Raw genomic sequence first — 22,834 nt, forward strand, 5'->3', positions numbered from 1 at the left:
TTTAGGATAGAGGGGGCTTTTGAAGAAAAATAGAGTCCCAAAACCAATAGATTACTCCCACAGCCACAGCATAATAAAAAGGAGTTGTTGTTACTTCTCTCAAACTGGTTTCAAAAAATAAGGTGTAAAAACAGGTTACGGCGACAAATGCAGCTACGCTATATATCAAAAGGTAGAATACGTTAAACCGTTTAGGAAATTGATTTAATAGCATTTGCATTGTCACTCCAAACAGTAAATATGGAATAAACACATAAAGAGGAATAATAAATAAGGCAGGCAAGTACCAAAGCTTTCCTACAAGTAAAACGATAAAAATAGATAAAAAGCAGCATGACAGCAACAGTGTAAATGTATAGAACGTTAATCTTTCCTGAAATTTTATCATCTTTTATTCTCCTCTTATTGATCAATTACAATATATCAAATAATATGAAACGAGGAAATATTTTCAATCTAATAATTAGGAGACAGAAAATGAACCAAACTATGAAAGTTGTCACACTAACATTACTAACACTTGGGTTAGTATTCGGTGGGGGAGCATTTGTGTTATTCTCCATGCTTTTACCTGATAAATTTGACCAAGACAGGTGGAACAATCACCCTGAAGAGAGAGTTGATATGGTGGACAACCTTCTTGAAGAAGTTACTTTGAAGGGGAAAACCAAATCAGAGATTACGACGCTTTTAGGGAAGCAAGATCCAAAAGCATATTTTAAAAAGCCAACAAACCTTGTCTATTACTTAGGTGATGAGCGGGGAATATTTAGCATAGATAGTGAATGGTTAATTATCTCGTTTAGTGATAAGGGAATCGTGGATCATTACGAGGTGACAACAGACTGAAATAACAAACGATTGACGGGTTAATGAGTAAATGTTCAAGGTATCGTGGAGAACGTGAATGATTTTGCGCTGCCTTTGCTCTTTTATTATGTTTACCTTTCATTCGTTTAATCTATAATTATTTTTATAGATGATGATATATTTTCTAATTTGTTTTATAGATTTATTCACCTTAAAATAAGTTTTGTAAGACGGATTGTCCGTACGAAATCATCGTTTTTAGAAGAATAGTTCTTACTCAATTTATCATCAAAGGAGAACCATCATGCAAAACTTTCAATATCATAACCCGACAAAATTACTTTTTGGAAAAGGCCAGCTTGACGCATTAAAAGCGGAAATTCCGCTCTATGGAAAACGTGTCCTCTTGTTATACGGAGGGGGAAGTATTAAACGTAGTGGGCTATACGATAACGTAATGACATTGCTTCGGGAAATTGATGCTTTTACAGTAGAATTAAGCGGTGTGGAGCCTAATCCACGCTTAACAACGGTCAACAAAGGTATTCAACTGATTCAAGAGAATAAGTTGGACTTTATTTTAGCTGTAGGAGGCGGCAGTGTCATTGATTGTGCGAAAGCAATTGCGGCTGGATCACATTATGACGGAGATGTTTGGGACATAGTCATGAAAAAGACACCTGTAACATCAGCGCTGCCAATTGGAACAGTCCTTACTTTAGCAGCTACAGGTTCTGAAATGAACGGCGGTTCCGTTATTACAAACTGGGATGCACAAGATAAGCGCTCTTTTGGATCCATTCATACGTTCCCTAAATTTAGCGTATTAGATCCGGAGCTTACTTTCTCTGTGCCGCGTGATCAAACGGTTTATGGAATCGTAGATATTATGTCGCATGTGCTTGAACAATATTTTCATGCTTCGACAAACGCTCCGCTTCAAGAGCGAATCGGTGAATCCATTTTACGCACTGTAATTGAAGTAGCACCAAAGCTCGTTAATAATTTAGAGAATTACAGCTACCGTGAAGTGATGATGCTAAACGGGACATTTGCGCTAAATGGAACATTATCAATGGGCGTAAAAACGGACTGGGCGACACACATGATTGAACACGCGGTGTCAGCTGTTCACGATATTCCTCACGGAGGAGGACTGGCAATCTTATTACCGCACTGGATGGCATATGTAGCAAAACAAAAGCCAGAAAAAGTAGCTCAGCTAGGCGTCCGTGTATTTGATATTGATTCAAAAGGCAAAACAGATATGGAAGTAGCAAACGAAACCATTTCATCTCTAAGATCATTCTGGAATTCGATCGGGGCACCGTCTACTCTTGCAGATTATGAGATCGATGACAAAGAGCTAGATCTTATGTCTGAACGTGCCATGGTAGCGACGACAATCGGTGGATACATCCCATTGAAACAAGAAGATGTAAAAGAGATTTTACGAAACGCGCTTTAAAAGCATGTAAGCAACCCTATATAGAACGTTCTTTTAACGATTGAAACGTTAATGATAAGCAGAAAGCCTCCTCACTTTATGGGGAGGCTTTCTAACGTATTAGATTTAGCTTATGTGGCAATATTTTATAAAGGAACTCAATGCTAAAAACGTTAAAAACTTCTGTGTTATTTTAACTAAAAAAGACAAGCGCTATTTTGAAGGAGAGAATAGAATGCCTATTAAAGAAGTGCACGATAAAGACTTTAACGATGAAATTCAACATAAGGAAAAAGTATTGGTTTGTTTTTTTGCCGAGTGGTGCAGCATATGCAGCACGTTGTTTCCTACACTCGAAAACATTTCGAACGATGTGCAAGGAAAAATAGAATTTGTAAAAGTTGATATCGACGAAAACCCTCAACTAGTCGAAAGATTTAATATTGTGAGTGTACCTTCGCTACTGCTCATGGAAAAAGGAAACGTCACAAAAAAACTAGTCAATTCAGAATTAAAGGAAAAAATTTTAGATCAGTTGTTTTAATGGATAAAGTCATTTTTGTATCAATAAAGAGATCCCCATTTTTGGGGGATTTTTGTATAGGATATAGTGGAAACCGATTGAACACCTAATTGCTGAAGTTCATTATATAGCCACTTTTTAGTAAGATTTAGCGCAGATAACTGGTCCACGTTAATAACTCATCTACAATTAAATCTGAAGCAAGAGGGGATAGGGCCTTGTGACTTTTTTCGGAGTCTTTATCACTTTCGTTTGAAGAAGGAGTCCGTTCTTTTTTCAAAATAGAAAGTTTACCATGTGTTTCGAATCATGGGGGATCTAATCGTTATAACGCCCCAAATAATTAATAAAAAAAGCCCATTGCTTATGCTAAGGCTTTTATTTGTAACTAATCAACCACTTAGTGTACCAATAATTATTGCAGATACGAGGTTAAAGAAGATTATCTGACTAATTTCTTTTCTTCCCATTATTCTGATTAAACTTGAAAGCACTACAATTGAGATCATCATTCCGATAAACAGTTCTAACGTACTCGTATATACTCTCCTTTTAACACTTACATTCATGGTAGGTCTAACATTTATCTCTATTAATGAAAAGATCCAAACAAAATGGTCACTCTTCATTAAACGTATTGTTTCTAGAGAACGTTAAAACAGCCTGTCCCTAGAGAAGAATCTTGGTTTTATTAATATCAAGAACGTCACAAAAGTTTATTCACCCTTTATTTAACAGGTGTGGAACGGCCTTCTTTGTAGAAAAATTAAACGAAAAGCGTTAATGACTACATCATTAATCAAAGAGGTGTTTATATGAAGCAAGAGAAAAATAATACAAGTAGTAGCTCACAATTAGTATCCAAAACAGATGCGCAAAAGGTAAAACAAGAAATTCAACAAGATGTAAATGCAGGTCAGGGTGCTATGACTTCTCGAGAAGCTGGGTCCATGCACAAATAAAGAATCAAGCGAATGAACCGCTGAAGCTAAAAAATAGCTACAGCGGTTCATTTTTGAAACTATCTTCGAAATTATTAAGTTACTCCACCACTACCAGCCTGTAGCTGTTTCTTACAATGGAGAATGAAATGAGGAGAAAAAATAATGAAGCTCATTCTATGCCATAGAAATTCGAGAGGCGCCATGTGATTGTTAGAACCATGCGGGTTCGTATACGTATATACTAATTTTTTTAAATCTCAAAGAGTACTATGCCATTTTCTTCACCCGAAACTCTTTAGTCGACTAATTTATGAAAGTAATATACTCTGTGATAGAGCATCTGGCTGCTTAATAATTAAATAGGGAGAGAAAAATGAAAAAGAAAATTATCTATCCTGTTCTTGTTATCTTGTTAATAGGGATAACATTCATCTGGCTTAGATCAGGAGGGTCTGAAACCATTTATAAAAAGAAGTCCATGGAAAAAGAGGTACCGTCCTCTTATACGCCTGAAATTTTATGGCCAACCACTAAAGAAGATCAAAAGGTAGCTGGAGAAGCTAGTGGCGTAGCAATCGATTCACACGGAAACATTTACTACTTACACCGTGGAAAATCCACTTATGGTGGAAACACGTTAATTAAAGAAAACACGGTTATTGTCATTGACGGTGAGACTCACAGCGTCAAAAAAAGATGGGGGAAAAATATCTTTAAATCCCCTCATGGTTTAGAAATTGATTTGCATGATAATATCTGGATTACGGATATTACCTTAAATAAAGTTTATAAGTTTTCATCAAACGGAACGTTATTAAAGACGTTTGGTTCAGACTATCCTTTTTATATGGAGGGAGCGCTGCGCGTCCGAAATGAATTACCTCATTTCCCAACAGGAATGGATGAATATACGTTTGCTCGTCCAACAGATTTAACCGTATATGATGACGGTTCGTTTGTGGTGAGTGACGGTTATCGTAACCATCGTATTGTAAAATTCAATAAGGACGGGAAATTTATGTGGGAAAGAAACGAACTGGGGAATGGCCCTGAAGCGTTTAATCTTCCACATGGAATTAGTCACGATAAACAAGGAAACTTATATGTGGCTGATCGGAATAACGCACGCATCCAAGTGTTAAATAAAAATGGAGATTATATCACAAGTTGGAGACAAAAAGAGATTGGACGACCTTTTGGAGTAGAGGTAGGCGATGATGAGAAGGTCTATGTAGTAGATGGAGGAAATTCGCTCTATCCTGAACACGGTAAAGGGTCCAATCAAGTAATTGTATTAAACAAAAAAGGCGTTATTTTAAACCGCTTTGGCAAGTGGGGAGTAGGGAAGGGACAACTAGAAGTTCCTCATGATATTGCAGTTGACAAAGAGGGGAATATCTTCGTGGCTGAATTGAGAAATGAACGGCTACAGGAATTTAAGGTAATGAAACAGATTAAGGAAAGATAAAACGACACAGCAGTAAGTGTTGTGGTTCGCTAAAACACCCACAGATTTTCTAGCGTAGATCGTTTTTCAAATCGTCGATATTATAGAATCGTCCCATTTAGAAAGCATAGCTAATAAAATAGTTATGCTTTTTTATTAACCTATTTTATCGTCAATATCTTGCAAGATGATTCTGATTAGATGTGTTACACTGACCATTAGAAATTGTGAGAAGGGTGAATGTGTTATGAATCAAGAAGAGCGAACTGTGCGTTTTGATGTTGAGTTACAAATAGAAGCTTATCGTTTTGAAGGTATTATGCAAAAGTTCCCCAACCATTTTCACGAATACTACGTCATTGGGTTTATAGAAAGTGGTAAACGACGGTTATCATGCAACGGGACAGAATATGTCATTGAAACCGGGGATATTATATTTTTTAACCCGCTACAAAATCATGCATGTGAAGCGATTGACAATGAAAAATTAGACTATCGTTGTTTGAATATTAAGCCTGAAGTTATGCGAAGAGTGACAAAAGAAATTACAGGACAAGATTATCTGCCTTCCTTTGTGTCGCCTGTATCTTATCGGAGTGAGCATTCGACATTATTGCATCATCTCCATCAAATGATTATGAGTGAAATATCAGATTTAGAGAAGGAGGAAACTTTTTATTTTCTCCTTCAACAACTTATCGAAGAATATACGATAACAGAACAAGATTCACAGAAAAGAGGAACGAAACAAGAAATTGAAAATGTCTGTAATTACTTAGAGGTTCATTTTGCAGAGCAAATTAAATTAGAGGATTTAGCAACCATAGCGAATATGAACAAGTATTCTTTGCTGCGCTCCTTTACTCGAATTTTAGGAATTACGCCATATCGTTATTTACAGACGGTACGCATTAATGAAGCAAAAAGTCGATTAGAGCAAGGTGGTAAGCTTCTTGATGTCGCAATCGATACAGGTTTTATCGACCAAAGCCATTTTAGTAATTTTTTCAAGGACTTTATTGGTTTAACTCCCGGTCAATATAGAGATATTTTTATCAAAACTCATAAATAATTTATTTATAAAAAATAATAAATGCGAAAAATTTTAAAAAAGGAAATGATACGTAATGATTAATGAAGAAATTCGTTTTTCGAAAAATTTAAAACTCATCGCTAGAGATCAAGACTTAAAAGCTTATATCCAAAATTCAAAAGAACTTTCTCAAATTTTCAGTAAGGGCGCTAGACGATTTGTGGCGGGTGAAAAGCGAACTGAAGGACTTAATCGCTTTATGCATTTATCAAACAAAGGATATGAGGTTTCTATAGAGTTTATAGGTGAAAATACATCTTCTGAAGAAGAATGCATTCATGCTAAAAATGAATTTAAAGAGTTAATTCAAGATCTTGGTAATAACAACTTGAAGGCTACAGTATCATTTGATCTTTCTCATATAGGAATGATAATTTCTGAGGAATTCGCATTTGCTAATTTAGAAGAGTTAGCAAAAGAAGCACGTAAATATGATATTCAATTAATGATAAGTATGGAAGAATCACAAAAAACGGATCAAATATTGTCACTACATAAAAGGATACTGAAATCATTCTCAAATGTGGGGATAACATTACAAGTTCATTTGAAACGTTCTTTTACTGATCTTGAACATTTGTTAAAAACGTCTAGTAAAATACGCTTAGTGAAAGGCGCTTATCAAGAGCCCGAAGATATTTATATTCCAAGATCAGAAGAGTTAAAGAAACGATATATTGAATTTGTATCTACATGTATCGAGCACAATCAGCCATTATCTATTGCTACTCATGATGAAGATATCTTAATGGAACTACAAGCAAAAGGGTATCTTGCCAACTCAAATGTAGAAGTAGAGATGTTAGACGGAGTGCGCCCTGACTTGTTAGGTTCTTTAAAGGAAAATAATATAAAGACAAAAGTTTATATTACCTACGGCAGTGAGTGGTATTTATACGTAGTTCACCGTATTGCTGAATATCCACCTAATATCTATACCTTTATTTCAGATATAATTGAGCAAAAACAATAAAGAAGGTCATAAAAGCCTCCTATAACAAAAAATCAAAAACAATTTGCTAAACCTTTAAAATGCTGCGTCCCTTTTTCTAGTAAAGAGCGTGGCATTTTCTTTGTTTACTCAATAAAAAGATAGCAAACATAATTAGAACCATTGTGTTTACTACGCAAGAATATGAGCGGGTTTACCCAACGGATTTTAATTTGAAGACAACTATACGTTCTTTCGAAATTCACCAGGAGTTAAACCAAATCGTTGCTTAAATCTTTTATGAAAATGGGGCAAGCTTTTATAGCCACAAGCATCTGAGATGAAGGAGATGTGATGATCCGTTTTCAACAGCATTTCCTTCGCATGAACTAATCGTTTCCACTCTAAGTAAGCGGGTAGGGTAAAGCCCGTGATCTTTTTAAACGTTCTACTGAAATGCTCCGGACTTACTAAGGCTTGTTGGGCTAAAAAAGATAACGAGATGTGCTCCTCTGTGTAATGCAGATCAATGTAATGTAAAACGTCTCTCATCCATTTTTCTCTTTTTGTGTAAACCACTTCTGGGGTGTATTTAGAAGTCGAAAACGTTCGATTAATCTTGAGAAGAATCTGATGAAGAAGGAGTAAGAGAGCGCTCCGACTACCTATATCATTTGATTGATATTCCTCTTGCATCTCACCCAATAACTTCTTAAAAATCTCCATCTGTTCTTGTGAAAGTTTCAGCTGAAACCCACCACTATTGGATAGTGCTTTAAATGAATCCAGATATGAAAAGTGATCCCCAATTTCATGGCTGTAAATAAGCATGGGATGAAACAAGATGACAGAGCATTTATAAGGTGTCTTCTTCTCAGCAAGCACTTTATGAATAACGTTTCCAGGAATCAGATATAAGTCGTGCTGTTCCATCGAGAAGAAATCATGGTCAATGAAGAACTTCCCATTTCCTTCGTGAACAAACACAAGCTCATACCAGTCATGAAAATGATAAAACTGCACTCTTTCTTCCGGATTTCCTTTTTCTTCATGTAAATAGACAAACGGAAAAATAGGGTCAAATTGATGAATTTCTTTTATGGCTTTCATGCGATTCCTCCGCAAACCTCATTCGTTTTTTTCTAGCATACCAAAATATTTTAATAAGTCTAGCTAAAAAAAGATCAAAAAAACGTACATGATGTATCAAAAAACGAGAACTTATGTATGTTAAATTCCTATATGCTTGCATGGTGAAATACAAAATGCCAAGAAAGAAGGAGAATACATGTCAACAGAAAACCATTCCGTTATCCCTCATTTGCAAAGCGAATATAAGGTAACAGATGAACAGATAAGAGCGTTTCAAGAGGATGGACATATTTGTTTACGAGATGTCGCTTCAACCGAAGAGATTCGTACGTACAGAGAGGTTATTTCTAAATCCGTTGAGGAGCATTCGAAAAAATTAGCACCGTTAGAAGAACGCGATACCTATGGCAAAGCATTTGTTCAAGTAATGAACGTTTGGGAACACTCAGAGGATGTAAAAAAATTCGTCTTAGCAAAACGATTTGCTAAGGTAGCGGCAGAATTATTAGGCGTAGACGGAGTACGGATTTATCACGATCAGGCTTTATATAAAGAACCAGGTGGTGGTCACACACCATGGCACCAGGATCAAACATATTGGCCAATTGATACAGATAAAACGATTACAATGTGGATGCCGCTTGCTGACGTGACGGAGGAAATGGGATCCATGAGCTTTGCGACAGGATCTCATAAAAAGGGCTATATTAGCAAACTAGGAATCTCAGATGAATCGCATCAAACGTTAGGCGATTACATCACTGCAAATCAATTCCCTGAGGTAACGTATGGCGCAATGAATGCTGGAGATGCAACGTTTCATTATGGCTGGACGCTGCATAGCGCTCCAGGAAACCCATCCTCACAAACGCGTGAAATTATGACGATTATTTATCTTGCTGATGAAACGAGAGTGGCAGAAACGGACAACGAAGCACGTAAAAACGATTTAAAGCAGTGGATGCCTGGATTAAAAACGGGAGACCTCGTTGACAGTCCTTTAAATCCACTTGTTTACCATAAAAACAAACAATAAATGAACTTTTTTAGCAGGTGATTTTGATGAACATGATTAGTATTAAATCACTATGGGGGATGGAAGGAACATTAGAAGAGAACTTTAAGCGAATTTATGAGAGCGGATACAGCGGTGTGGAATGCCCGTTGCCTCATAAGGAACACGAATCGTTATTTAAAGAGCTTTTACAGCAATATGGGTTTCACTATATCGCTCAAATTTTTGCGGATGACCTTCCTACCTTTGAAAATGAGATGTTCAAAGCGACGTCATATCATCCTTTATTGATTAACTCGCAAAGTGCAAAGGATGATATGAACGAATTAGAACAGATAGCCTTTTTTAAAGGTGCTCTACAGATCGAAACGGATATTGAAATCCCAGTCGCGCATGAAACACACCGCGGAAGAGCCATGTATAGTCCGTGGACGACCGAAAGACTTTTGAAGGAGTTCGATCATTTAAAAATTACGGCCGACTTTAGCCATTGGGTATGCGTGTGCGAATCATTATTAGAAAACCAGTCCGATCGTTTGGATTTGGCTATCAGTCGTACGATTCATATTCATACGAGAGTCGGTCACAGACAGGGTCCGCAAATTGGGGACCCACGATCTACTGTCTATCAACAGGAGCTAACAACTCATTTAAACTGGTGGAAAAAGATCTATCACCATCATGCGAAAAGAAACACGGATCTTCTTACATTTACGCCCGAATATGGGCCTCCTGGATATATGCAAACTGATCCTATGACGGGACAACCAGTAAGTGACTTATGGGATATTTGCTTGTGGGCTAAAAAACACGTGTACGATTACATAACGGGTTCTAACTAGAGCCCGTTTTTCATTTAAACGGAGGTGCAGGCGTTGTGCAACTTAATACAAATCTAGCTTCAGAGCTTTTACATACGGTTCAGAAAAAATCGCCAAATAAAGAACTCAGTGACATATTCAATCGCGTATATTTAAATACGCTACAAAATGCGATAAAGCCGCTCGCAGATTCTACTTATTTTGTCTTAACAGGTGACATTCCGGCTATGTGGCTGAGAGATTCAGCGTGTCAAATTAAGCCGTATCTTAAATTAGTCCAAGATCCATCTATAGAAGTGATGTTTAGAGGTGTTATTGAAAAGTAGCTTCAGTCTATTTTGTTAGATCCGTATGCAAATGCCTTTAATGAAACAGCAAACGGACGTGGACATCAGAATGATTTAACAGACATGCATCCCGCAGTTTGGGAACGAAAATACGAGCTGGATTCGCTCTGTTATCCTATTCAATTAAGCTATTTATTTTGGAAGAAGAGTGGAAGAACGGAGCACTTTAACACCACGTTTCTAAATGCAGTCAAGCGCATACTAGACGTATGGAAAATCGAACAAAATCACGGAGAGTATTCTTCGTACAGATTTGATCGCATGAATTGTCCAGCTCATGACACACTATCACATGATGGTCTAGGAAGTCCTGTTGCATATACCGGTATGACTTGGTCAGGGTTTCGACCGAGCGATGATGGATGTACATATGGCTACCATATTCCATCTAATATGTTCGCTGTCGTTGTATTGGGCTACTTGCAGGAAATTATGGAGGATGTTTATGCTGATAGAGAAACGGCAAAGCGAGTAGAGGGACTTAAAAATGAAATTGATGTTGGCATAAAAACATACGGAATTGTGGATCATCCCTCATTTGGACCAATCTTCGCCTATGAAACGGATGGGTTAGGAAATTATAATTTGATGGATGATGCAAATGTTCCGAGCTTATTAGCTATTCCATACTTAGGATATACAGATCACACCGATGTGATTTATAAAAACACAAGGGCCTTCATCTTAAGCAAAGAAAATCCCTATTACTATGAAGGAATATACGCAAGCGGTATCGGAAGTCCTCATACCCCTGAAAATTTTGTGTGGCCAATCTCGCTCGCTATTCAAGGTATAACCTCTGGGGATCAAAGGGAGAAAGAACGATTGCTCACCTTAATGGCTGCGACGGACGGTGGAACAGGGCTTATGCATGAAAGCTTTGACGTCAACAACCACCAATCCTTCACAAGACCTTGGTTTTCATGGGCTAATGCGATGTATTGTGAGTTAATGCTTGATTATTGTGGTTTATAAGAGGGTAGGTCTTGATACTTTCATAACAGCAATCGCAAAAAAAGCCTGCCTCTAAAAGGAGGCAGACCACTTGTGAGAGTAAGACGAAGCGTTACACTAGTTCACGCTTTGATTCTTGCTCTTTTTCTTTTTTGTTTTTCTCTTCAAATTCTTCACGCGTCATAATGTCTTCAACATGCATGTTGACTTCAATGACTTCTAGTCCTGTTATATCAAAAACAGCTTTTTTTACTCTGCTTACCGTTTCAGAAAAGATGGTCGGTACGTTTTTGCCATATTCTACGATTACTTTTAAATCAAGAGCGACTTGTTTTTCGCCAACTTCAGCATTAATCCCTTTTGTGATGTCTTCTGTACTACGAAAGCGATCTGTTAATCCACTCATAAATCCGCCGCTCATTGATAAAATTCCCTTATTTTCGTTTGCTGCAATACCCGCAATCTTTTTAATTACTTGATCTTCAAATGTTAGAGTATTTTTGTGTACAGCTTCCTGAGTGTTTACTGTTGTTGTATTTGTTTCATTTACTGCCATTATAAATCTCTCCTTTTAAGATCGTTTATCTATCTTTGGCAAAAAATCGCATCCAAGATTCGATATTTAATTGCCCATCTCGCCATTTTCCGATGATAAAACCAATTGCCATAAAAGCAACAATTAAAATAGTTGGACCAAAACCAATTGTTAATAGTAGTACCGCAAGGACAAATCCGATGAGAATACCAATTATCCGTCCGCGGTAGGGAATAAGCTTATCTGGAGTACTCATCATTTCCCTCCTTCATTACAAAACACGTTCTTTCTTTCGTGTTTTAACATCCATTAAGTGGATGCGGACAGAACGAACGGGCAGTTCAAGCAGTGATTCTACTGTTTGCTTGACATCTTCTTGCATTTCTTTCGCTAATGTAGGTAATCCTGTCCGACCAAATAAAGAACAATCAATGCGAACATCTACTTGCTCCTTACGAGGATGGATAAGAGCTTGCACTTCAGGCGAACGAATTCCCTCAAAGTGACGAATTGCTCGTAATGCTGCCGACTCAATGGTAGCTTTTGAGATCGTAATTTTCCCTTCTCCCGTCACAATGGCCATTTGCTTGCCAGGTGGTCTACTGAACAAACCTGTCAAAATAAAAATGAGAAAGATAACGGCTAAAAATGCACTGATAGACAAGATGGTGTAATAGAACCATTCCTGCTCTGACCAGTTTGCTACCCACTTCGAAAGGTGAGGAACGTCATAAACCGTTAGTGCTAGCATACCGGAAGATAATAACCCAATAATCCCGATAAAGACGATTAATACACGATTAAAATTATTCAATTGTCCACCTCATCTCAACGTGAAATCTTGCTGTTGTTTTGGCCAAATACAGAAAAATGATGCGAGAATGTTATTATAGTACCCAAGCTTTTTTAATGTAAACTTTCGAATGTGCTATAGGGAAATTATGGATATATAACCAGCGTTGAATAAGTTAAATTTTACAAAATACCAATGTATATTCATCATTCAAACTGTAGGAAATATTCTCTTAAATGGTTTAGTAGTTATGCTGTTAATGACGCTATAAATCCTATGTATGGATAATTTGTTGGTCATCCAAACTTCATACGTTCAGGTTTATTTTATAAATATCGTACTTCTAAATCCCATTGCTTTATACTAGGAAATAAGAGCGCGAAAAAATGGTTATAGGGGGAGAAAGAGATGAGACTAAAAAACAAAACGGTTTTGGTTACGGGTGGATCAAGGGGATTAGGAAAAGTGATTTGTACATCAGCTGCTTCTGAGGGAGCAACGATTATCTTAAATTATGCACATAATCAAAAGCAAGCATCAGAAGTGGTAAGCGAGATTGAAGACAAAGGCGGAAAAGCATACGCAGTACAAGGAGATATTACATCAGAAGAGGGCGTGCGCACTGTAATTAGAGAAGCAAAGCGCTTGTCAGGTTCGGTAATTGATGTTCTCGTGAATAATGCCACGGGACCTCAGCCTGAGCTTTCATTAGAAGATGCAACATGGGAGGATTATGAAGATCAGCTCCGATTCTTTGTAAAAGCGCCTCTTTTGCTAGTGAAAGAGCTATTAGCTGATATGAAAATGAACCGAGGGGGAAGCATCATTAATATTGGGAGCGATGTCATTCAGAATGGAAATCCACACTTTTCAAATTATGTAACAGCAAAATCCGCGATGCTTGGAATGACGAGATCATGGGCGAAGGAACTTGGGTCATACGGAATTCGAGTAAACCTACTCAACCCAGGGTTTATTCCAGTTGAGCGTCATGATCACATTTCTAATGAGGCCATTGAAAGCTATCAAGCATCCATTCCGCTACAGCGTATGGGGACCCCTAACGATTTGGCTCAAAGCGTCATCTTTCTTGCTTCAGATGAATCATCGTTTGTGACAGGGCAATCGCTAACGGTAAACGGCGGTTATACGTTTGGATGAAGGGTTTGTGATCTACCATTTACTGAGAAAATGACAGCGTAATCTTCCTCGTTTTTACGTTAAATTAACATGGCATCATTGTTTGAAGAAGAAATGAAGGAAAGGACCACACCTGTTAAGTGAGTGGTCCTTTTGTGATCTATTTAACCTTATATACTAGCTTTTATGCAGTTTATTAGGCGTTTTTAATATGCTGTAAGAGATCCTCAGCGCTTTTGTTTACTTCATCATCTGTTAACGTACGTACACCATAGGTTGTAAACGTAGGTAAAAAGCGCATTCCCGTTAAGTTTGCCATTGCTTGAAATGGTTTTGTCAATTCGCTCATGCTAAACAGATTAAATCCACCAGCTTGGTAGGCCGCTTGAGGACCTCCTGTTGAAATCGTGAGCATAAACTCTTTTCCATGAAGCTTTGTACCTTGTGATCCATATGCCCACCCGTATGCAAGAACAGCATCTTGCCATTCTTTTAAAAGAGAAGGACTGCTGTACCAGTAAAGAGGGAATTGAAAAACGATTCGTTCATGCTCCAGAAGCAGGCGTTGTTCAAAGGCCACATCAATTTTCCCATCTGGGTATTTTGTATACAGATCATGCACAGTAATTGCATTTTCTTGAAGTAAGCGATCTTTCCACGCCTTATTCATTCGTGATGTATTTAAATCAGGATGCGCAAGAATAACCAATGTTTTTTTCATTTCTAAACTCCTTTTATTTGTATATACAAATGATAAAATAAAAAATTTTACTCAAACATTACTTCAACGTCTGTTCGTTTTTCATACATGTCATAAAAAGCGTTGGCGACATTTTGTGCAGAGAAGGAGGTGTTTTCTTCCACAAACCCCTTAATCGTTAACGTTCCCACATAAATTCCTTGTTCATTAAGCTCTTGGTGAAGACTGTACGCTAAATTACGAATCCCTGCTTTGCCAATAGCTAAAGAGGAATAATCCGCATATGGATGAAGCGCTAAACCGCCTCCCGTTAACAAAATTGCACCTTGTTTCATATAAGGAAGCGATTGTTGAATGCTAGTAAGAGCGCCCGCAACGCTAATTTTAAAATCTTCCACTAGTTGTGTCGTTGTTAAAGTCGTTGGTTTTCCAGGCTGTCCGGCTGCGGCATTATACAGTAAAACATCTATTTTTCCGTAGTGATGAATGACTTTCTGAATGGCTGCTTCTAGAGAGTGGGGTGATGCAACATCCGCAGAAAATCCTTTCGCTGTGATGCCGTCTTGTTGTAGCTCTTGTTCATATTTTTTTAATGATTCAGGATTACGTGAAATAAGGGCAACTTTAAATCCTTCTTTTCCAAATTTTCTTGCTGTATTTAAGCTAATTCCTGGTCCAGTTCCCACAATTAGAATGATTTTTTCAGACATTGAATGTTCCTCCTAATATAGTTGTATATGCAAATGAAGGGGTAAAAAAATTATAGTTCACGCTCTAATTTATTGCTCGCTTCGTGCAGTGTTCTGCTTAAATCTTTGCTAAATTCCTGTCCTAAAACTTTTGAATAGCTGTCAAACAGATCCTTTAGCGATACACGAAATTCATTGTAGAGATTTTCACCTTGATCGGTTAGCGAAATTCGCGTTTGTTTCCCGTCTGCTTTTCGGGTAACTAATGTAAGCTTTTCAAGTTTGTCAATAAATCTTGTGCTCGTAGAAGGAGCAATAGATAGCTTGTGACATAATTCCTTTTGTGTAATCTCTGGATGAAATTTTACGATCATAATCATGTACAGATACGACGGGGCCACATCACCAAAATCAAATGTTTGCTCAGCTAATTTGGTAATATTGCGTGCGAACCGACTAGCTGTAAAGTACAAACAGTGAATTAGTATTTGTTCTTCTTCGTTATTCATTTCCTCAATCCCTTCATTCATTTGCATATACAAATTAACACAAAGAAAAGTCGATAGTCAAGAAGTTTTCATGTTCTCCTCCTTCATAAGCAGAACATGAAAACCTATTTAAGCAGTGGCTCAATTTACAGACAGAATAGGTGACTGAAATTGTTCAGCTACCTATTCGTGCAAAGCCTGCTTTCTTACGGTTCTTAATGTGATGAAACCGATCAACGCAAGGATAAGCGCAACGGCCGGAATTAGAAGCTCATAATGAGAGGTGAAGAGATTAACGTTAACATTCTCCCCGTGACGGTAGTGGCGAATGAGAGAAGGGACTATGTTCAGCGTGCTAACAATAAGAAGAAGTCCGCAGTATTGATGAAGTTTTTTCATCGATCCATTATCTCCTTCCTTAAATGAGTCTTCTTTTTAAGCCTACCATTTCAAAGAATGTTTTTCCAGTTCAGCAAAGAAAGGATTCACTATCAGCTTAGGGCATCCTCCTTTTTACTTCTTCTGTAACTTAGTTGTATTCACTTGATATATGATATAGTAACGTCCGGCTTCCGTTATCATGATTTTGTCTTCTAAAAGTTTCCCGCGTTAACAACTTTTCCTCACTTCTATTGACAAAAACCTCCTAAATGTGATAATTAATAAGTGGTTAGCACTCACATCTATAGAGTGCTAACTTACTACATAGGTTCATTTTAATTGATTGAAAGGGGAATGAAAGATGACCAAGCATGAATTTAAGGCAGAGTCCAAACGTTTATTAGACATGATGATTCACTCTATTTATTCACAAAAGGAGATCTTTCTACGCGAATTAATCTCAAACTCTAGTGATGCGATTGATAAAATCTATTACAAAGCATTAACAGATGATTCACTTCAATTTGATAAAGAAAATTATTATATTAAAGTAACCGCTAACAAAGATACAAGAACGCTTACGATTTCTGACACGGGAATTGGGATGACAGAGGAAGAGCTAGAGAATAATTTAGGGGTTATTGCGAAAAGTGGTTCTCTTGCATTTAAAACGGAGAACGAATCCAAAGACGGCCACGACATTATTGGTCAGTTCGGAGTAGGCTTCTATTCATCCTTCATGGTGGCAGACGTTGTGACGGTCATCACAAAGCCATTTGGCAGTGAGGTCGCTTTTAAGTGGGAATCTGAAGGAGCCGATGGCTATACAATTGAAACAACAGAAAAAGAAGCGATTGGAACAGAGATTACGTTAAAGATTAAGGAAAATACGGAAGAAGAAAACTATGATGAGTACTTAGACGAATATCAGCTGCAGTCGATCATTAAAAAGTATTCAGACTTTATTCGCTATCCAATTAAAATGGACGTGACAGAAAGTCGTCTAAAAGAAGGCAGTGAAGATGAGTTTGAACAAGTGCAAGAGGAAAAAACGATTAACAGCATGGTGCCGATTTGGCGTAAAAATAAAAGCGAGCTGACCGATCAAGATTACAATCAGTTTTACCAGGAAAAGCGCTATGGATTTGATCAGCCGTTAAAACATCTTCACATTAGCGTAGATGGTGCCATTCGCTACAACGCAATTTTGTTCATTCCAGAGCGTACGCCTTTTGATTACTACACAAAAGAATACGAGAAGGGCTTAGAGCTGTACTCAAATGGTGTGCTAATTATGAATAAGTGCGGCGACTTGCTTCCTGACTATTACGGATTTGTGAAAGGCCTTGTGGACTCTGAGGATCTATCGTTAAATATTTCACGTGAAATTCTTCAGCATGATCGTCAACTAAAGCTGATCGCAAAAAACATTAAAAACAAAATTACAAGTCAGCTAAAAACGATGCTGAAAAACGAGCGCGAGAAATACGAACAGTTTTTTGAGGCGTTTGGCAAACAGTTAAAATACGGCGTCTACAGTGACTTTGGTGCAAACAAAAATGATCTTCAAGATTTATTGTTATTCCACTCTTCTAAGGAGCAAAAGCTAGTAACGCTAGACGAGTACGTATCACGCATGCCTGAAGATCAAAAATACATTTACTATGCGTCAGGCGAATCCTATGATCGTATCGCTAAAATGCCACAAACAGAGCTCGTACAAGACAAAGGCTACGAGATTTTATACTTCATTGATGAAATCGATGAATTTGCGATCAAAATGCTCATGAACTACAAAGAAAAAGAATTCAAGTCTGTTGCAAGCGGAGACCTTGGAATAGAAGATGAAAACAACAAAGAAGCTGAAGAAACAACGGCCGAACATAAAGAATTGTTCGAGCATATGAAACAAGTTCTATCCGGTAAAGTAAAGGACGTTAAAGTATCCACGCGTCTTAAAACACATCCTGTTTGTTTATCAGCGCAAGGGGACGTAACCATTGAGATGGAAAAAATCCTAAAAGCGATGCCTGATAATCAAAACATCCAGGCTGATAAAGTGTTAGAAATTAATCCAAATCATGACGTGTTCAAAGCTCTTACAAAAGCTTTTGAACAAGATAAAGAAAAAGCAGATTTATATACAAACTTATTGTATAGCCAAGCGCTTCTAATTGAAGGGCTTCCACTTGAAGATCCGGTTGCTTTCACAAATGATATGTGTAAGGTGATGGCATAACTTAGTTTGGCTTTTCAGAAGAGAAGATGAAAAACAATTTTCATCTTCTCTTTTTTTAGGTGAAGAACGTTAAATGATGGGAACAACCCGATATTTTATCATTAAAAATGTCGAGTATTTCTCGGATTGCTTTGCTACGATGTATTCATGGAAGGAGGGAAAACGATTGTTAAAGGAATTAAATCAAATTATGGACTATATCGAAGAGCATTTAACCGACGACTTGTCTCTCGGAAGCATTTCTGGTTATGCTGGGACTTCTGATTATCACTTAAGAACGGTGTTTTTTCATCTTTCCGGGATGACGTTAAAAGAGTATGTGAAAAACAGAAAACTATCTGAAGCAAATAAAGATTTATTGAATGGAGAAAAGGTAACAGACATTGCTTTTAAATATGGTTATCAGTCAGTCGATGGTTTTACTCGGGCATTTAAAAAATGGTGCGGTTTTTTACCTTCCGACGCAATAAAAAAAAGAACAAGCAAATCATTTCCCAAACTTTCATTTATCATTACGGTAAAAGGAGGAACTTCAATGGAATTTAGAATTGAAGACAAACCAGTTTTTCATTTAGCTGGTGTAAGCAAACGTGTTCCCATGCAATTTCAAGGTGTCAATAACGAGATTGTGAAGCTTGCTCAAAGTATAACGGAAGAGCAAAGAAAAGAAATGCATGCCCTCCAAAATATAACCCCTTATGAGATTGTGAATGCTTCTTATAATGCTGACACAAATTTCCTAAAAGAGGAAGGGGATTTGACTCACTTGATAGGTGTTTTAACGACACAAACTCAAATAAGTGATGCATTAGATAAAGTACGCGTTGAAGCATGCACTTGGGCAGTATTCCCAAACGAAGGGCCGTTTCCTTCTACGTTACAAGAAACAATGGCAAAAACATATTCAGAATGGCTTACTACGTCTGATTATGAAATTATTCAAGCTCCTAGCTTTTCTTTTACCAAAATGAACGAGCGTGTTAAAGACTACGCCTATAGTGAGATTTGGATTCCTGTTCGAAAAAAATAATAACCGTGCCCAGCGTCCTAAAAAAATAGTATGGAGATCCTTTCATGTTTCTTTTCCACTTAATACTGAGCTAGGTGTATGCAGATATGCACCCTAATACGTGGGGGAGGAAACAGATACAAAAAGAACACAAAAAAATGAAGCTAAGGATAATCCTCAGCTTCATTTTTTTATGCTTGTTCAGTCTGCTTTTTTCTACTTTGGATTTTATAAATAATTACAAGTAGCACGAACCAGACCGGTGTAACAAATAGGGAAGTGCGCGTGTCCGCTGCAAGCGCTAATACGACTACGATAAACGCAAGAAATGCTAGGATTAGGTAGTTCGTAAAAGGGTAGAGCGGCATTTTAAATTTGTTGACCTTGACTAGATCAGGTCTTGTTTTACGATATTTTAAATGACAAATGATTAAGATTCCCCAAATGTAAATAAAGCAAACCGTTGAGATACTTGTGATGAGTGTAAATACATCATCAGGCATTACGTAGTTAAGGACGATCCCAACTAAAATAATAACCGCCGAGAAAAACAGCGCGTTAGAAGGTACTTGACGACGAGTAAGCTTCGTCAACGGTTTTGGTGCATTGTCTTCCTTTGCTAGTGAGTACATCATACGGCTCGTACTAAAAATAGCACTGTTACACGCAGAAGCGGCGGATGTTAACACAACAAAGTTGATAATTGTTGCTGCCGATACGATTCCCATCGCAGCAAAGACTTGTACGAAAGGACTTTCAACTGGGCTTACCTTATTCCAAGGATAGATACTCATAATAACAAGCAGTGCCCCAATATAGAAAATTAAGATACGAATCGGTATGTTGTTAATAGCCTTTGGCATCACTTTTTCTGGATCTTCCGTTTCGCCAGCCGTTAATCCTACCATCTCAATTCCAACGAATGCAAAGACAACCATTTGGAACGATAGAATAAACCCGTTTGATCCGTGTGGGAACCAGCCGCCATGACTCCAAAGATTCGAGAAGCTTGATACGCCTTCACTTGTAGAGAATCCCTTGAAAATTAAGAACAATCCAACTACGATTAATGCGAGAATCGCAATGATTTTAACAAGCGCGAACCAAAACTCTAGCTCTCCGAACAATTTCACCGTCGCTAAGTTCATAATCAGTAATACAACGAGAGCAATTAAGCCTGGCAACCACTGTGGAACGTTTGGAAGCCAGTACTGCGTATACTTCCCGACTGCCGTTAAATCCGCCATCGCAATACATACCCAACAGAACCAGTACGTCCAACCCGTTACAAAGGCGGCTCCGTTTCCTAAGTATTCTTTTACGAAATCAACAAACGAGTGATACCCAAGGTTACTTAAAAGCAGCTCCCCGAGCGCACGCATAATTAAAAAACAAATAATACCCGTAACTATGTAAGCAAACAAAATCGAAGGCCCCGCTAAGTTAATCGATTTTCCTGATCCAAGAAACAATCCTGTCCCAATCGCGCCGCCGATTGCGATCAGCTGAACGTGTCTATTTTTAAGGCCCCTTGCTAAATTTTCTTCCTGCATCTACAATTCCCTCTCTCTCTATCCATGCTATGATGCGACCAATAGACTATTTTTTATTTTTGAATAACATCATTAGCAATTTCTAAGCTTTTATGTATTTTTATACCCCTCCTCTATCTTGTTTAATCTTCTTCATCCAAGTGTTCATATACTTTGTTATGCCTTGCTTTATCATAAAAATACAAGTTGTTTCGACTTCTGTATTTTCATGTATTTTATTATAACATCATTATCTGAAAGTTATAATAAAATAGAATACAGGCAGTTAGCGAATTAGTAAACAGCTTATTAAATAGATAGGATAACTATGTAATGAAACCAGGGACTAAAAACCCATATAAATGAAGGTTTTTCACATATTATTTGAATAGATAGACAAGAACCGTTACAATGAAATCACTATAGGGGGTATTATAAAGAATGTTAGAAATTCCGGGTCTAATTATTATTGTAGCGCTCATTGTTTACATTGCGACGTTACGTAATCGAATTAAAGATCTTGAGCAAAGGCAGTTGCAACAAATGACGCTCGAGCAACAAAGCATCCTCCGAACCCAAATCCAAACGATGCTTCAAGGTGGCAAAACCATGCCAGAAGTCGTAAAATTTGTTCGAGAAGAAACAGGCTTTGGACTTGTCGCAGCTAAACACTACGTAGATCAAGTTCAAACTGAAGAATAAGAAAGTTGTAGCTCTTGTGCAGATGCAAGGGCTTTTTATTTTTCAATTTTTTAGAAAAAAATCTATTATTTGGTTTTGAGGTGTACTAAAATAGGTATAAAGACTCAAATGGAAGAGAGCTATTGCTTATGTGGAAAACATCACTGAAAATTTGTTTTATCCTATTTTTAATGGGTGCTTGTTTTATTATTTACCAAAAGGCCTATCAGCTACTAGAAGCTTCAAGTGGGAATCCTTCAAAAAAAGAGGGCGTCACAGTCAATGTAAACCAAGTAGCAACAAACTCGACAGCCGTTGCAACGTCTGTACAGCAAAATTCACTAGCACTTCAGAAAAACACAGATAAGAAAGAGGAAACACCAGAACCTACTACTATTAATACAAAGCCAGAAGCACTTCAATATTTAAATAAACATCACATTAATACAAAAAATGATTTTGAACAGGCCATCGTTCAGCATAAATTATCATTAGTCAAAGTCTATTTACTTGCTGGGTATGACCCGAACATCGATCCAGAAAGTGATCATCCTCTTTTAGTAGGGTTGGCAAGCGAGAAGGGATATGAGCAAACAATTGACTTACTTCTTACACACGGGGCAGATCCGAATACTGCCAATGTCGATGGTGATTCCTTACTAATGGAAGCAAGTCTTGCAAACAATCCAGAGCTAGTCCGGATATTATTAAAGCACGGAGCGGTTGACATTCCTAATAGCTTGGATGGAAGTGCACTAGGAGTTGCAGAGCAGAACGGATATGATGACATTACATATCTACTTAGCAATGAAGTAGAACCAAGCGAGATTTCAGAATCTCCTTCTGTCGATGAAGAGACCATCGGAGACTTTGTGTATCAGTATGTGGAGTCGGGTCTAACAGCGATTCAACTAAATGACTTCTCGTATGTTGAAAGTTTCCTAGAACCAAATAGCAAAAGTTATAGTCAAAGCCAAAATAATATGAAAAACAAAAGCCAAAACACTCTAGAATTGCTATCATATGATACAAGGGAAGTATCTCTTCTTGATTCTCATACATATGAAGTGCATACTCGTGAGGAATATGGCATTACAAGTAAAGATGGCAAGACTAAGATTAATGAGTACAACAGCGAATATATCGTCGTTGATCACGACGGACAGCTATTTTTGCGAGAAACTCGTAATGTCGACCAAATATCAAGTCAAAGCGAATAAATA

General features: G+C 37.6%; 23 protein-coding genes and 1 pseudogene. 15 read left to right on the plus strand and 9 right to left on the minus strand.

The annotated features are described in order from the left end of the window. Position 1 precedes the first annotated feature (1 nt). Positions 2-388 carry a UPF0715 family protein gene (locus tag IE339_RS10165; protein ID WP_242175762.1) on the minus strand — a complete coding sequence of 129 codons (387 nt, stop codon included), beginning with the start codon at positions 386-388 and terminating at the stop codon, positions 2-4. A gap of 89 nt (positions 389-477) precedes the next feature. Here IE339_RS10165 and IE339_RS10170 point away from each other — a divergent pair, with 89 nt between their 5' ends. From IE339_RS10170 to IE339_RS10200, 7 genes are all read left to right on the plus strand, one after another. After that, a complete protein-coding gene (locus IE339_RS10170) occupies positions 478-849 on the plus strand; it encodes a hypothetical protein (protein ID WP_242175763.1) in 372 nt (123 codons plus the stop codon). A gap of 265 nt (positions 850-1,114) precedes the next feature. Next, complete coding sequence (locus IE339_RS10175) at positions 1,115-2,278, plus strand: iron-containing alcohol dehydrogenase (protein ID WP_242175765.1); 1,164 nt, start codon at positions 1,115-1,117, stop codon at positions 2,276-2,278. Between the two features lie 214 nt (positions 2,279-2,492). Beyond that, entirely contained in the window at positions 2,493-2,801 is a 309-nt protein-coding gene (locus IE339_RS10180) for a thioredoxin family protein (RefSeq protein WP_242175767.1), read from the plus strand. Positions 2,802-3,595: 794 nt separating this feature from the next. Beyond that, positions 3,596-3,742, plus strand: a complete 147-nt coding sequence (locus IE339_RS10185; protein WP_242175769.1) for a hypothetical protein — start codon at positions 3,596-3,598, stop codon at positions 3,740-3,742. 355 nt (positions 3,743-4,097) lie between these two features. Further along, positions 4,098-5,192 carry a peptidyl-alpha-hydroxyglycine alpha-amidating lyase family protein gene (locus IE339_RS10190; RefSeq protein ID WP_242175770.1) on the plus strand — a complete coding sequence of 365 codons (1,095 nt, stop codon included), beginning with the start codon at positions 4,098-4,100 and terminating at the stop codon, positions 5,190-5,192. A 226-nt stretch (positions 5,193-5,418) separates the two neighbouring features. Continuing rightward, positions 5,419-6,243 (plus strand): AraC family transcriptional regulator, encoded by an 825-nt coding sequence (locus IE339_RS10195; RefSeq protein ID WP_242175772.1) that lies wholly within the window; start codon positions 5,419-5,421, stop codon positions 6,241-6,243. A gap of 55 nt (positions 6,244-6,298) precedes the next feature. Beyond that, positions 6,299-7,237 carry a proline dehydrogenase family protein gene (locus tag IE339_RS10200; RefSeq protein ID WP_242175774.1) on the plus strand — a complete coding sequence of 313 codons (939 nt, stop codon included), beginning with the start codon at positions 6,299-6,301 and terminating at the stop codon, positions 7,235-7,237. Between the two features lie 201 nt (positions 7,238-7,438). Here the strand turns inward: IE339_RS10200 and IE339_RS10205 are convergent, their stop codons facing one another. After that, positions 7,439-8,305 carry a helix-turn-helix domain-containing protein gene (locus IE339_RS10205; RefSeq protein ID WP_242175777.1) on the minus strand — a complete coding sequence of 289 codons (867 nt, stop codon included), beginning with the start codon at positions 8,303-8,305 and terminating at the stop codon, positions 7,439-7,441. 178 nt (positions 8,306-8,483) lie between these two features. Between IE339_RS10205 and IE339_RS10210 the strand changes: the two genes are divergently transcribed. The 3 genes and pseudogenes from IE339_RS10210 to IE339_RS10220 all read left to right on the plus strand — a co-directional run bounded on the left by IE339_RS10210 (position 8,484) and on the right by IE339_RS10220 (position 11,445). Then, entirely contained in the window at positions 8,484-9,323 is an 840-nt protein-coding gene (locus IE339_RS10210) for a phytanoyl-CoA dioxygenase family protein (protein WP_242175778.1), read from the plus strand. Between the two features lie 26 nt (positions 9,324-9,349). Beyond that, positions 9,350-10,144, plus strand: coding sequence for a sugar phosphate isomerase/epimerase family protein (locus tag IE339_RS10215; protein WP_242175780.1), 795 nt, complete (start codon positions 9,350-9,352; stop codon positions 10,142-10,144). Positions 10,145-10,179: 35 nt separating this feature from the next. Next, a pseudogene (locus IE339_RS10220) lies at positions 10,180-11,445 on the plus strand (glycoside hydrolase family 125 protein). A 91-nt stretch (positions 11,446-11,536) separates the two neighbouring features. On the opposite strand, the gene IE339_RS10225 reads toward IE339_RS10220, so the two are convergent. From IE339_RS10225 to amaP, 3 genes are read right to left on the minus strand one after another with little or no spacing between them, the layout of a single operon-like run. Beyond that, positions 11,537-11,980: an Asp23/Gls24 family envelope stress response protein gene (locus IE339_RS10225; RefSeq protein WP_053400171.1), complete on the minus strand. Its 444-nt coding sequence runs from the start codon at positions 11,978-11,980 to the stop codon at positions 11,537-11,539. A gap of 25 nt (positions 11,981-12,005) precedes the next feature. Beyond that, positions 12,006-12,215, minus strand: coding sequence for a DUF2273 domain-containing protein (locus tag IE339_RS10230; protein ID WP_053400170.1), 210 nt, complete (start codon positions 12,213-12,215; stop codon positions 12,006-12,008). Between the two features lie 15 nt (positions 12,216-12,230). Next, positions 12,231-12,773, minus strand: coding sequence for an alkaline shock response membrane anchor protein AmaP (gene amaP / locus IE339_RS10235; protein WP_242175782.1), 543 nt, complete (start codon positions 12,771-12,773; stop codon positions 12,231-12,233). Between the two features lie 387 nt (positions 12,774-13,160). Between amaP and IE339_RS10240 the strand changes: the two genes are divergently transcribed. Next, the gene (locus IE339_RS10240; protein ID WP_242175784.1) at positions 13,161-13,913 is read left to right on the plus strand and encodes an SDR family NAD(P)-dependent oxidoreductase; all 753 of its coding nucleotides are present in this window, start codon (positions 13,161-13,163) and stop codon (positions 13,911-13,913) included. Between the two features lie 175 nt (positions 13,914-14,088). Here IE339_RS10240 and IE339_RS10245 read toward each other — a convergent pair whose 3' ends face one another. The 3 genes from IE339_RS10245 to IE339_RS10255 are packed head-to-tail and all read right to left on the minus strand — an operon-like array spanning position 14,089 to position 15,790. Next, entirely contained in the window at positions 14,089-14,613 is a 525-nt protein-coding gene (locus IE339_RS10245) for an NAD(P)H-dependent oxidoreductase (RefSeq protein WP_242175787.1), read from the minus strand. Between the two features lie 47 nt (positions 14,614-14,660). Then, entirely contained in the window at positions 14,661-15,302 is a 642-nt protein-coding gene (locus IE339_RS10250; protein ID WP_242175789.1) for an SDR family NAD(P)-dependent oxidoreductase, read from the minus strand. Between the two features lie 50 nt (positions 15,303-15,352). Next, entirely contained in the window at positions 15,353-15,790 is a 438-nt protein-coding gene (locus IE339_RS10255) for a MarR family winged helix-turn-helix transcriptional regulator (protein WP_242175791.1), read from the minus strand. 721 nt (positions 15,791-16,511) lie between these two features. On the opposite strand from IE339_RS10255, the gene htpG reads away from it, so the two are divergent. After that, complete coding sequence (gene htpG, locus IE339_RS10260; RefSeq protein WP_242175793.1) at positions 16,512-18,389, plus strand: molecular chaperone HtpG; 1,878 nt, start codon at positions 16,512-16,514, stop codon at positions 18,387-18,389. A gap of 166 nt (positions 18,390-18,555) precedes the next feature. Continuing rightward, positions 18,556-19,419 (plus strand): AraC family transcriptional regulator, encoded by an 864-nt coding sequence (locus tag IE339_RS10265; protein ID WP_242175795.1) that lies wholly within the window; start codon positions 18,556-18,558, stop codon positions 19,417-19,419. A 170-nt stretch (positions 19,420-19,589) separates the two neighbouring features. Here IE339_RS10265 and IE339_RS10270 read toward each other — a convergent pair whose 3' ends face one another. Beyond that, on the minus strand, positions 19,590-20,951 hold the full coding sequence (locus IE339_RS10270; protein ID WP_242175796.1) for an amino acid permease: 1,362 nt from the start codon (positions 20,949-20,951) through the stop codon (positions 19,590-19,592). A 420-nt stretch (positions 20,952-21,371) separates the two neighbouring features. Between IE339_RS10270 and IE339_RS10275 the strand changes: the two genes are divergently transcribed. Together IE339_RS10275 and IE339_RS10280 are read left to right on the plus strand one after the other, a co-directional pair. Further along, the gene (locus IE339_RS10275) at positions 21,372-21,632 is read left to right on the plus strand and encodes a hypothetical protein (RefSeq protein WP_242175798.1); all 261 of its coding nucleotides are present in this window, start codon (positions 21,372-21,374) and stop codon (positions 21,630-21,632) included. Between the two features lie 128 nt (positions 21,633-21,760). Next, positions 21,761-22,831, plus strand: coding sequence for an ankyrin repeat domain-containing protein (locus IE339_RS10280; RefSeq protein ID WP_242175799.1), 1,071 nt, complete (start codon positions 21,761-21,763; stop codon positions 22,829-22,831). Positions 22,832-22,834 lie beyond the last annotated feature (3 nt).

The sequence above is a fragment of the Priestia koreensis genome (assembly GCF_022646885.1).
GTDB lineage: Bacteria > Bacillota > Bacilli > Bacillales > Bacillaceae_H > Bacillus_AG > Bacillus_AG koreensis_A.